This is a genomic window from Sorangiineae bacterium MSr11954 (genome assembly GCA_037157815.1).
In the GTDB taxonomy this organism is placed as follows: domain Bacteria; phylum Myxococcota_A; class Polyangia; order Polyangiales; family Polyangiaceae; genus Pendulispora; species Pendulispora albinea.
Genome location: CP089984.1, coordinates 9122737 through 9135258, shown reverse-complemented (window position 1 = coordinate 9135258; position 12522 = coordinate 9122737). Strand labels below are relative to the sequence as shown.

The window sequence follows — 12522 nt, the reverse complement described above, 5'->3', positions numbered from 1 at the left end:
GAGAGCCAAGAACAGGCTACCTTGCGATGAATGGGTGGCGATTCTCCAGGGCGGCGCGGCACCGCCCCTGCGCTCGAGGCGCATAGGCTGGTGTTCTCGTACCCTCACTCGGAACCTCCTTGATTCGGTCTCCTCTCCGTCCTTTCTGGCGCCGCTCCTCCTCGGATGGACGCCGCAATCTATGCAGTCGAAGCCTCGGTGTCGATGAATCCTTTGTCTGCGAGCTCGTCGAGGCGTGCGAAATAAGCTTCGCGAGCCTCGGCGTCCGTATCGAACCACATTCGCTGAAAACGACCCTCCGCCCCCGCGCTCTCGCGCCGCTCGATGCGCACGACGCGGTCGTCGAGCGACAAGCGCACCTGCTCGACGGCGTCGGCGCCGCCGCGCGGATCGCGCCGCATGAGGACGCGCGTCTCCGCACGAACGAGCTTGCGGCCCTCGATCGTGGTGCGGAGCCGCTCGGCCTCTGCCCGCGCGCGGCTCTCGAAAACATACAGCGCAATCATATGCTCGCAAGGCCCTTCGCGCATCGCCGATCGTTGGTAGGTCGGGCAGTTGCACCACGCCTCGCGGACTTGGCCCTCCACGTCGATCGTGAAGCGCGGCGAGAACGTGCGGCGCGCGTGCTTTACCTCGCCCGAAATTTCCTGCCCTTCGCCGGCGATGGTGTGGATCTTCGTGATCGCGATCTCCGCCGCGGGGGCGGCGCCGTCTCCGAGCAGGCGGTGCGCGGTGGCCTCGCGCTCCGAGCCGTATCGAATGCGGGCCGTATCGACGGGCTCCGCGAGGAGCGCGCGCGGGCGGTAGACGCCGCGATCGAGGTCGAACAAGACGCGGCCTTCGAGGCAGGCGCGCTGGAGGACGGCGCGCGTCTCCTCGGGGCTCGTCGCGGTGGCTTTTGCGATCTCGGACAGCGGGAGCGGGCCGCGCTGCGCGAGGAGCGAAACGGCGGCCGAGGTGGCGGCGGGGCCGTTCGCCTTGGGCATGAGCGAATCGAACGAGGCGGCGCTCGCCCATTTGCTCTCGGACCAGCTGGTGAGCGCGACGGTGAGCCGCGCCAGGCCCATGTCGAGCACCCAGAACGACGGCAGCCCGTGGCCGAGCAAATGCACGCGCGCCGCGGTCACGTGCGGCAGGGCGCGCTCGAGCACCTGGAGCCGCTGGCGGCCGTAGATGCGAACGATGCGCGGCGCGCTGCCGGAGAAGGGCTCGCCGTGGCACTCGAGCGCGATCTCCCAGGGCTCGACCACGACGCGCGGGCGCGCCCCGGGGACGAGCTCGAAGCGCAGCGCGCGCGGGGCCTTCTTCGCCTTGTGCATGCGAAGCGTAAAGAGCACGTTGTAGAGATCGACCGGCCCGAGGTGCGCGACGGCGCGGGGCAGGGTGGCCGCCGATTGCACCTGCAGAAAGCCCCGGAGCCACGCGTCGGGTACCTCGATTTCGCGCGGCACGGGCGCGGCGTTCTTTCGAACCAGCGACGTCGAGGCTTCGAGCGCGAGCGGCTGGTACGTGCGGATCCGCTCGATCTGCTCGAGGAACGCGGGCGACAGATCGGCGAGAGTGGTGCCGTGGGAGGCGCCGCGGGCCTCGAAGAGCGCATTGTTCAGGGCGAGCCGCGCGTAGGCGCTCTCGTCGCGCGAGAACACCTCGAGCGAGACCTCGTCCGGATCGATGGTCAGCACCGGATCGAGCCCGCGCGGGCGCGGTGTCTCGTCGCCATAGGCGCTCTCGAGGAACGCCTTTTGCGCTTCCCAGATGGCCGCGGTCGCGCGCTTGCCCTGCTTCATCAGGTGCGCGAGGTACGCCGTGCGATCTTTGCCTTTGTAGCGAAGGTCGCTCTGCATCAGGGCGGCCGCGGTGAGGATCGCGTCGCGCAAGAGCTCCGGATCGCGGACTTGGCCCATGACGCCGATGGTTCCGCGTCCGCCGTCGAGGGCCAGCTCGACCCGCGACGAGGTGGGCCCGGTGATGGTCTCACTGGGCGCGCTGTAGGCCAGCTTCAGGATGGTCACGACGCCGCCTCCTTGGCCGCGATGCGCTTGGCGCGACGGAGCGAGCGATACGCGGCCTTGCGAACGGGCTCGGTGCCGCCCTTGAAGGCGAGCTTCTGCAAGGTCTCGATGGCGTCGGAGGTCGCCGCGCGGCCCAAGGCGGCGATGGCGTGCAGCTGCTCCGCGCCGTCGTGTCGCGCGAGCTCGCGGAGCTGCTCGAGTTCGCCCGTCTCTTTCCGCCGCGGGCCGAGCGCCGTCGGCAAAAGGACGCGGCGTCCGCCGGCCGTCGCGAGCGCGTTTTTGGGCGGTGCTGCGCCGCGCGCGGCGAGCCCGAGACGCACGGGATCGTGCGGCGAGACCCGGATGGCGAGGACGTCCTTGGCGCCGGAGAGCGCCGAGGCGGCCGCGCTGCGGACGGTGATGTCGCGATCCGAAAGCGCTTTGACGAGGGCCGCCGCATCGTCGGCGTTGCCACCGCGGAGCGCGCGCGCGGCCTCGGTGCGGATCTCGACGGGCAGGCTCGCCTTCGGCGACGTCGGAGCCGAGAGGCTCGCCGTCTCCAGGAGCCACGTTCGCGCGTGCGGGCGCACCGTCTGCGGATCCAAGAGGCGCGCGGCCCATAGGCAACGAACCCACGCACCTAGCTCGGCGATGCGCTCCTGCTCTTTGCCCGCGCGCGCGGCCTCCGCGAAGAGCTGCCCGGCCCGCACGGCCGCCGCCGCCAGCGCCGAGGCCAGCGCGCCCTTGGCGGGACCCTCGAGCATTTTCGCGCGCGCGCGTGCGCCCGCGACCCACGCGGCGCCTTCGCGCGCGAGCGGCGACGGATCGCCGAGCAGCGCGATCACGGCGTCGGGCGCGATCTGCGCGCGGCGCGCCAGGCCGAAGCGAATGCGCAGCCGGAGCGACTCGTTCGAGAGCTTGGCCAGCTTGGCGAGCAAGCGCTCCGCGTCGCCCTCGTCCGCGAGATAGGCCGCGGCGGGATCCGAGATGTCGGAGTTTTCGCTCTCCACCGCCAGGAACTCGACGCGCAGTCGATCGTTCGGAAAGAGCTTCTCCAGCGCGTCCCGCGCCGCCCAGCACGCGTCGTCGTCGTCGAGGGCGCGCGCGAGGGTCGCTTCGGCCTGAACGTCCCCGAGCTCGCCGAGCGCCTTGGCCGCCACTTCCTTTTCGTGGTCGCTCGACCCGCGCTCTCGGAGCACCGCCTCGATGCGCGCGCGGGAGCGTTCGCCGCCCACCCAGCGCAAAGCTTTGATCGCGGCGACCGACATCTCGCGCCGCTTCTCGCCGACGTGCGATTCGACCGTGTCCCGGACCCGTTCGCGATCGGCCTCGTCCAACTTGGGCGCCATCCGGCCGAGAGCCTCGAGCGCGGCGGTCTGCATCGACAGCTCCGCGGGCGCATCCTCGGTTCCTCCGGCGGCGATCGTCTCCAGCTCTTCGAGCGCGCGTTTGTCGCCGAGCGTGCCGAGGGCGAGGAGCGCGCGTTCCCGTTCGCCGTCGCCCCCCGCGCGTGAAAAGAGCAGCAGCGGACGAAGGGCCGCCGCGACCTTCTTGAAGGCCAGCGCCTCGGCGGCCGCGAGCATCGTCTCGCGCGCTCCACCGCGGAGCACGTCTTCGAGCGGGGCCTCGGGGGCGTTCTTCGTTTGGACCCGCCACGCGTACGCGCTGACGGCCGCGGTGCGCACGCCGCGATCCCGGTCCGCGAACAGGCCCGAAAGCCACGTGTCCGCGACCCCGTCGCCGAGCTCGTCGAGCTCGCCCGCGCCGAGCGCACGAATGTCCGCGAACGGCGATTGGACGGCGGCGCCCAAAAACTGCTTCGTCAGCGCGGTGTCGCGCGGCTTCGGCTTGGGCTCGGTGCGCTCACGGTACGCGTCCTCGCGCGGTCCCACGATGGAAATGGCGCCGGCGAACGCGACGAGGCGCACGTTCTCGGCTTCGTCGAGGAACAACTTCGACAGCGCGCCGATGGCCGCCTGCGCCCCTTGCCCGCGTACCTTGCCGATGGTCGCCGCGAGGATCGACCGCTCGTCGCCCGTCGCGCCATCCTCGAGCCGCGTCATCAGCGCGCGCACGGCCGCCGGCGAGCCAAGGTGGACCAGCGCATCGCGCGCCCGCTGGGCCACCGCCGGATCCTCGGCGCGAAGCCAAGGGGCGAGGGCGTCCACGGCGCGATCGTCTCGCCGCGTGGCCAAGAGCTCCGCCGCGCGCAGCCGCAGATCGTCTTGGTCGCTCTCGAGGGCCTTCACCAACGCGGCCGCGACGCGCGTGTCTTGCGACGTGGATAGCCGCTCCAAGACGCCGATGCGAATGTCCGCGTGCTCGCTCGACAGCGCCGCCAAGAGCGGCTCGAGGCTGCCCTTGGGGCTAAGTTTCTCGAGCAGCTCGAAGGCGTACTTGCGGGCCGCGGGCACCCGCGAATCGAGGGCCGCGGCGATGTGAGCCTTCGCGGGCTCGCCCCGCGCGGCCCACTCATCGAGCGCCGCCTTGACCACGTCCGCCGACGACGACGAAAGCGCCAAGGACAGCGGCGTATCGTCCGCGTAGACCTTGCGGAGCGCCGCGAACGCAGCCTGGCGAACCAGGTGATTCGGATCGTCCAGGGCGCGCGCCAGCGCCGGGGTCGCGCTCGAGAGGGACACCTCTTTCTCGTCGTAGAGGCCGACGATGCGCTCGATGGCGTCGCGCCGCACGCGATGCGCTTCATCGTCGGCGCTGGCCTGGCGCAAGAGCCCGATGTACGCGCCGAACGCGAGCTGCCGCAGCCGGCGTTGCTCCTCGGCCGGCACTTGCGAGGAGGAGCGCTCGGCCGCCGCTTTTTCATCGCCGCCCGCAAAGAGACGGCGCAAGAGCGCGAGCGGGCCCTTCTTCTGCACCGTGGGATCGGGCGCAGGCACGACGGGGTGCGTGTCCGGCACCCACGGGGCCTTCACCGATCGGGGCGCCACCACCCGCTGCACCTCGCGGAAATAGTCGAGGGGGCGATCGCGAAGCCGGAGCGCCTGCGCCGCCGCGTAGCGCTGCTCGGGGCGTTCGCCCGCCAGGGCCTCGGCCAGGCCCATCATCAAGTGCGCGCGCGCCTCTTCGCCCGGCCATCGCTCCATATCGGCGGCTTTGTCGGGGCGATCGGGCATCAGCACCTCGACGAGGTACGCGGCGTAGCGCTCGGCCACGATGCGGAGCTCCAGCGCGCGCGCCGCCGTAAAGCGTACCTCGGGCCTCTGCGACGAGAGCGCAGAGGTCAGCAGATCGGGCGTCTCGTCGCGGCGGAACGCGCGCAAGTCGCGCGCGAGGATCACCGACAGCACGATGCGCTGCACGTGACGGGACGGATCCTCGAGCCCTTGCAAGATCCCGCCGTAGCCTTCGGGGCCGAGCGCCGCGAAGCTCAAGATCGCGCCGACGCGGATGGGCGGATGCTCGTGGCGAAGGGTGCCGGTGAGCACCGGCAGGGCGCGCGCATCGCCAAGGCGGGCCAGGCCCTCCGCGGCCCACGAGCGCACCGCCAGCTCTTCGTGCCCGAGCAAATCGAGCAGATACCCTTCTTCGCCGCGGCGGCTCGCGTTGGAGAGGCCGCGCGCGGCCTGCTCGCGCACGATCGGATCGTCGTCCTTGACGAGGATGGTCGCGAAGTACTTCAAGAGGCGCGGCACCCCGAGGTTCGCCAGGGACGTCGCGGCGCGTTGCCGGAGCGGGACGATCACGCCGGGCGGCATGCGCTGCAAGAGCTCTTTGTCCGCCAGGAGCGCCTGCATCGGGTCGATGATCGACTCCTCGCGCCGGCGCGCGAGCAGCTCCGCGGCCCGCACCCGCAGGTCCAAGTGGGAGCTCTGAAGGCCGATGGCCAGCGCGCCATGCTCCGACGGCAAGAGCGCGTCGAGCGACTCGATGGCCGCGATCCGCACGGCCGACTCGGTGTCCTCCAAGAGCCGGCTCAGCGCGCTGCGAAGCTTCTCGACCGGCGCTTTGGCCGCGTTCTTTGCGGCCTTCTCGCGCAGGGGCGCGTTGGTCGAGGAGGTGCCCGCCAAGATCGTGTCGGCGTCGCCCTTGCCTTTGATTTCGAGGGTCGCATCGTACGCCGCGCTGGCCACGCCTTGGTCGCGGTCGGCGATGGTCTTGGCGAGCCTCTCCAGCGACGGCGCCACGAGCGGCTCGCCCGTCTTCTTGGCGAAGGCGGTGAGCTCCTGAACGGCGCGCAGCCGCAGATCGGGGAAGCGGGCCGACAGGGCGCGATCGATGGGGTCGAGCGGGCTCTCTTGGTGCCAAGCCCAGAGCGTGCGAAAGGCCTCGCTCCGCACCTTGGGGGACTCGTCCTCGATGGAATCGCCGAGCAGGGTCTCGGCCGCGGGCTTGCCCCGGCCTTCCTTGACGAGGATATCGAGCCCGCGCACGCGAACGTCCTCGTTGGAGGCGTGAAGGGCGGCCTCCGATACGAGCAGCGGGTCTCTCTCCAATTGCCCGTAGCACGTGAGCGCGGCGTCGCGAACGGCGGGCTCGGAGTCGTTCAGCATCCACGCGATGCGCTTTTTGGCGCGCGGATCCGAGAGCGCGACCAACGCGAACGCAGCCTCGCGCCGGAGCGCGGCGTCCGGCTCGCGCGAGATGGTCAAGAGCGCGCCGAGCGCGCGCATATCGCCGAGGAGCGCGAGGCCGCGCGCGCCGCGGAGGCACGTGTCCGGTGTGCGACACGCGAGCGCGGCGCAGAGGGGCTCGCGATCCGCCTCCGCGAGGGTCGCCTTGGGCGACTCCTTCGCCGCCGGCAGGAGCCGCTGGCGTTGCTCGGCGATGGCCGTCTCCTTCGCGGAGCCCGAGAGCTCACCGGCGCGCCGGAAGACGTCGAGGAGCGCGCGTCCAAACGCCTCGTCCTTGGCTTCGAGCCAGGCGGCGAGGGCCGGCCGCGCGAGGACGGTGAGCACGAAGGCGATGCGGCGCACGTCGGCGTCCTCGTCGTCGAGCGCCTTGCCGACCATGGGCGTGAACTCCGCCGCGTTCGAGAGCCCCGCGATGGCGCCGCGCACGAGCGCGTCGGCGCGCACGTCGGCCCGGCCCCGTTCGAAGCCTGCCCGAAGCGCCGCGAGGCTGCCCTGCGGATAGGTGGCGATGAGGGCGACCAGCGCGCTGCGCCGCACCTGCGCGTCCTCGTCCGCCAGACGCGACGCGATGAGCCCCGCGACCAGCGGCGACGTCTCGAACAGCGGCGGCAAGAGCTCGAGCGCCGCGCATCGCGTATCGGGAAAGCGCGACTCCAGGGCGGAGCGCAGGGGCGCGAGCGGTGCGTCCGCCTCGAGGAGGCGCAGCGCGGACAGGGCCGCGGCGCGGACGTCCTTGGCTTGATCGTCGAGCCGCGCGCGAATGGCCTTCTTCGCAGCGGTGCGACCTTTGGCCGCGAGCTCCGCCGCGATGCGCGCCCGCAGGGCCGCCTCGGGATCCTTCTCGAGCGCGCCCACCACGAGCGCGAGCGCCTCTTTCTCCTCCAGCGCGGCCAGCGCCAGGGCGGCCTTCTCGCGCACCGCGACCGCTTTGCCCTTGAGCGCCTCGCCGAGGACGTCGAAGCCATGCGCCCAGAGCGCGCGATTCTCGGTCGGCTGCCCTTCGGCGTCGAAGGCGTAGCCGAAGATGGTGCGCGCATCGCCCGCGGCAAACAATGTCCCGAGGCTGTTTTCGCGCGCCTTGGGCGCAAAGGCCAGCGCCCGCGCCGCCTCCGAGCCGGCGTTCAAGGTCCGCGGCTTTCGCCGTTCGGACATGCGCCACACGCGCAGCTTTCCATCGGCGCCCGCGGAGATCAGCCGCTCGCCTTCGTCGTCCGGGCTCTTCGCGGGCGCGAACAGGAGCGCGGTCGTACCGCCTACGTGCAGCGAGTCGTCTTTGCTGCGCACCTCCGACTCGGCGTCGCCGGCGAGGTACCAAATACGAACGGTGCCATCGTCACCGCCGGAGACGAGGCGTCCATCGGCGGGGGTGAACAGAAGGCATGTCACGGCGCCATCGTGGCCGGACAAGGTGAGGGTCGGATCGCCTTCGCGAAGGACGCGAACGACGCCGTCTTCGCCGCCCGCGGCCAAGGTGCCGTCGGCCTCGGGGGCCATGGCCACCGAGCGCAGGGGTCGCGAAGCGAGCTGCCACTCGCCCTTCTTCGTTCCATCGAGCGCGAACACGCGAAGGGCACCGTCGGCCCCCGCCGTCGCGATGGCGTTTCCACGAACGGCGAGCGCATGGCAGGCGCCCGTATGGGCCGGGATCTCCCGAAGGAGCGCGCCCTTCGCTTCGGAGGAGCGCCCCGCCTTCACGTTGTACAGACGGACGAAGCCGTCCGCGCATCCTGCGATGAGCGTCTCGCTCGCGCTCTTTCCGTTGGGGACGAGCGCGAGCGCGTTGACGTGCGACGCAACGGCAATCTCGTAATCGAGTTTGTCGGACACGTGATCGTAGACCGTGATCACGCTCCCGGTCACGGCGCGGTGGCCGCCGATCATCAGGTGACGCGCCGTCGCGGCCAGCGCGCGGACCTTCTCGAAGTGCCCCACGGACTGCGCCATCAGACGACTCCCTCGAGGGCCATGCCGTGAACGCTCCTCAGGGTCATCAACGCCGAGAGACACGCTTGCCACTCGCCCTTGGCGACCGAGCCCGTGAACTCACCGAGAACGGGCGCCACGATGGTCGCAAAACCAGCGTCTTCAATCGCCAAATCCCGCACGATCTCGATCAAGTTTCGCTTGGCCACGCTGGCCGGGAGCTTGCGCGCGCGGGCGCTCTCCAACTGCTCCATGGATCGCCCCGGCGGCACGGTGAAGAGCAGCCGCTTGAGGAGCGCCCGAAGCGCCTCCGCGTCGGTGAACGCGCCCGCCTGCTCGATGGCGCCTGCGGAGGGTCTCCAGTGCTCGGGGACCCCGCGCGGGCGGTGCTTTTCCCAGAGCAGGCGCACGGCAAAAAAGCGCACCTCGCGATCGGCGCTCTGCATCAGCCAACCCAGGCGGAGCACGCCTCCAATGCGGGCGTAGTGCTTTCGAATGAGCTCGATGGCGACGTCGCGCGATGCGCGCGAGCGGCTCTCGGTCATGGAGAAGATTTGGACCGGGTCGAGCTCCTCGGGGGTGAGGGCGAGCTCCGGATCGGCGTGGGCCTCGCCCGCTTGCACGAGCGCATCGTACGCGATGTTGCGAACTTCCTTTGCGCTCGACTCGGCGAGCTCGTACACGCGCGTTTGCGCGCCCCAGCGACGCAGCTCCGCCCGGGTGATCGCGACGGCAAAGCGCCGCACGTCGCCGCGGGAGTCGAAGAGAGCCGGCCAGAGTCGCTCCTCGGAATAAGCTCCGCGCGGGATGAGCGACTTGATGCCCCACTGCTTCGACTCCGACTGCTCGGGGCCGAGCTTCGGGTGGTGGCAGCGCAAATACGTTTGCGCGAAGGCGCGCACGGCCTCCGGCTCCTTGGCGCCCAACGCCAAGGCAAAGAGGCGCGCGATGCCTGCCTTGGCATCGCCCTTCTCCTCGGCAAAATGGACGGGCGCCATATGTTGCAACAAGTAGCGGTGCGCCCACTCGTGCAGCTGCGGATCGGCGCGCCGCGCGAGGGCGAGCAGCCACCCCAGGCCGATGTCGCCGGGGGAGACCAATTTGCGATTTCCAAGCAGCGCAAACGCGACCTGGCGCCGCGACGGGTCGAAGACGAGGCCCTTGATGCGCTCGAGATCGATCTCGGGTGGCAACCCGTCGGCCTTGGCGAGCCACTCACCGACCTCCGATCCGATGTCCTCACGGGCCAGCGCGTCGAGGATCCAGGCTCCGGGGGCCAGCTTGACGGAAAACTTCGACAGCTGCTCCATCGCCCACTCGACGACGGTGCCGTCGTCGTCGCGCGCGCGGGGATCGTCGAGCACCCGGATCCACAGGGCGAGCGGCAGCTCGTCGCGCTTGAACTTCTTTTCCAAGTAGCGCGTGGCCCACTGGGCGCGGTCGTAGTCCTGCGAATAGAGCATGTCGAGGAAGAAGGTCTCGTCCAGCTCTTTGCGCTCGAACTCGGTCTCGAGCGCCGCAGCGGCCCATTTGCGCGTCTCGTCGAAGGCGATGAGCCGGCCCAACACCGCGATGCCGAGCTGACGCGGGCTTCGCCCCATGATCGAGCTGGCAGCAAACTTCGCCGTATCGGAGTAGCTGCTCCCCGCCTTTTCGAGCAGCTCGATGAGGCGCTCGGGGGGCATATCGGCCGCGTGCCCGCGCGCATACTCGATGGCATATTTGCGCGCCTTGGCCGAGGGCGATACCAGCAGCGCGAGCACCGGCTCGTGCAAGCCAATGCCTTTGAGCTTTCCTTGGTGGAACTCCGGCGACGCATCCAAGGTCTCCACCAGGAACTCGTGCGCCGATGTGAGCGGGCGAAAGGCAAGGCGCCCAAGCCACTCCGGCGTGACCTTTCGCAAGGCATCTGGAAAAAGCTCGCGAAGCCCCAAGATGGCAAAGCTGGCCGCAAAATCCGCCTGGCACGTTTCGAGCAGGAGCATCAAGGGATCCGCGCTGGCCTCCCAAGCTTCGCGATAGGGAACGCGGAACTTCTTCGTCTTGGGGAGGTTCTTGGGGGCGCCCCATTTCTTGGCCGGATGATGCTCAATCGCATCCGCGATGCGCACATCCGAGTCCGTATCGAGCGGATACGCGCGCAGGACCTCGACGCAGAACTGCGGATAGAGCTCGGGGACGGCCTTCCCCAGCTGCCGCAAGAACCGCCACGCTCGCCGCTGCAAATAGACGAGGGTGCCGCGCTTGACGTCCCGCGCACCCGCGCCCATGTCGTGGGCTTCGCAATCGAATCGAACCGCCAGGGCGCCAAAAATCTCCGCGTCGAGGTTCTTCTCGGCGAGCTTGTAAACGCGTTTGAGCCCGCCCCAAATGCCATAAACGAGCGGAGCCTCCCGCGCGAGCTCGACGATGGCCGCGCGCGCCGGCCCGCTGCCCCGCTCATAAAGCGCAACGATGAGATCCGCGAGCTGAATTTGCTGGGCAATACCCGATTCGGGCTGCCCCAAGTAACGCTTCCACGCTTCGTGCGCGTCCGCCTGGCGCCGCCCTTTGTCCTGCAGGCGGGCCGCCTGATCGAGCGCCGCGCGGAGCGTATCCACCGTCATACGATCGGCGGAGTGCTCGTCCTCATTTGCGCGCTCGCTCTGCTCCTCCTCGCGCTCGAGCAGCGCGAGGATGGCTTGGACGAGATCCGGCGCCTCGGCCTCGGCGAGGCGTCGAAGGTCGTCCATCGAAATGGGGCCGGCTGCGCTCACGATGCCATCTCACGTGCGTATTGGATACGCGCTCGAACGATGGGATCGCGGTCTAAACTGCCGTCTGCCGACGAAACCTGCGAGAGCTTGGAAGAATGGAGCAAGCTATCGAGAAATACGTCGAGCCCCATCGCTTTCTTCCCATTCTTTCCCTTCTTCCGGAGCGCCGCGATGAACCCCGGTCGAACCTTCTCGAACCGCCGCCGCCACGCTGCGGGCGGGAGGCGCCTCTCGAGCAGCGCCGCGCCCACTTGCAAGGCAACCTCGGGCTCGACCGCCTCGAGCAGCGCACCCAAAACCTCCAGCGCGGCGGACGCCGCCGATGGTTGCGTGGTCGTTTGCCACTGTCGAACGGCCCGCTCGAACGCGGCCGCATCGAGCTCCCACAGGAGCCCCAACGCCCATTCCAGCGAGAGCCGCTTTTCGGGGGCGACGACGAGCCCCATCACCTGGTCGAACACCTGCCCCAGGGCGGCATGAGCCTTCGGGTCGATCCCCGCAACGCGCCCGAGCGCCTTACGAGCTTTGCGCGCGGTGTGCGCGATCTGCCAACTTCGGTTGCCAACGCTCTGCGCGAGCCGGGTGAGCGCCCATTGCGCGGCCTCGATGTCCCCCGCGTTCGTTTTCCCCGTCAAATCGGCGCGTGGCACGAAACGAGCCGCAATCGGTATTTCTTCGACGGCCGAATCGGCAGGTGTCGCTCCCCGCGCGGTGCCGTCTCCTTTATCGGCGGATTCGTCACCCGCCGCGTCGCCGTCGTCCTCTTCTTCGTTTGCGTCCGCGCTGGCCGCTGCGGCGCCTTGGTCATCGCCGACTTCCGAGAAGCCCTCGGCCAACTTCTCCTCGAGTTTCTTCGCGAGCTCGTCCTCGGCCTCGGCTTGTGTTTTGAACTTTTTGAGCTTCGTATGGCCAGCCGACCCGAGTTTTCCGTACCGGTAGCAGAAGATCAAACCATCCTTGATCCACGCCTCCCAGAACTTCTCCTCGTCTTCGTTCTCGAGTCGGCGAATGGCCATTGAATATCGACGATATACTTCCCGAGCCACAATCGTTTTGCAAGCACCGAATTCCATCCGTGCGCACGACGTTATCGTCCCGAATATCATGTCGGCGGTGACTCCCCGCGCGCGGCGACCTCCGCCCGCATTGCGTCGGCTCCCGAGGAGAGCGCGGTTCATGAGGGGCGTGGGCTTTCATAAGGAGAGAGTCTCTGTCGGTGCTTTCATGATTGGATGTCATGATGGGTGAACGCTCGAATGT

Annotated in this window: 4 protein-coding genes; all 4 read right to left on the bottom strand. The window is 69.4% G+C overall.

Annotation, left to right across the window (positions count from 1 at the left end; translation table 11 throughout):
* Nucleotides 1-179: 179 nt before the first annotated feature.
* From LZC94_35645 to LZC94_35630, 4 genes are read right to left on the bottom strand one after another with little or no spacing between them, the layout of a single operon-like run.
* Nucleotides 180-2012 (bottom strand): SWIM zinc finger family protein, encoded by a 1833-nt coding sequence (locus LZC94_35645; protein ID WXB13167.1) that lies wholly within the window; start codon nucleotides 2010-2012, stop codon nucleotides 180-182.
* The gene (locus tag LZC94_35640; GenBank protein ID WXB13166.1) at nucleotides 2009-8527 is read right to left on the bottom strand and encodes a HEAT repeat domain-containing protein; all 6519 of its coding nucleotides are present in this window, start codon (nucleotides 8525-8527) and stop codon (nucleotides 2009-2011) included. The genes LZC94_35645 and LZC94_35640 overlap by 4 nt, the downstream gene beginning before the upstream one ends.
* Nucleotides 8527-11262: a hypothetical protein gene (locus tag LZC94_35635; GenBank protein ID WXB13165.1), complete on the bottom strand. Its 2736-nt coding sequence runs from the start codon at nucleotides 11260-11262 to the stop codon at nucleotides 8527-8529. The genes LZC94_35640 and LZC94_35635 overlap by 1 nt, the downstream gene beginning before the upstream one ends.
* A complete protein-coding gene (locus tag LZC94_35630; protein WXB13164.1) occupies nucleotides 11259-12278 on the bottom strand; it encodes a WGR domain-containing protein in 1020 nt (339 codons plus the stop codon). Before LZC94_35630 ends, LZC94_35635 begins: the two co-directional genes overlap by 4 nt.
* Between the last annotated feature and the right edge of the window lie 244 nt (nucleotides 12279-12522).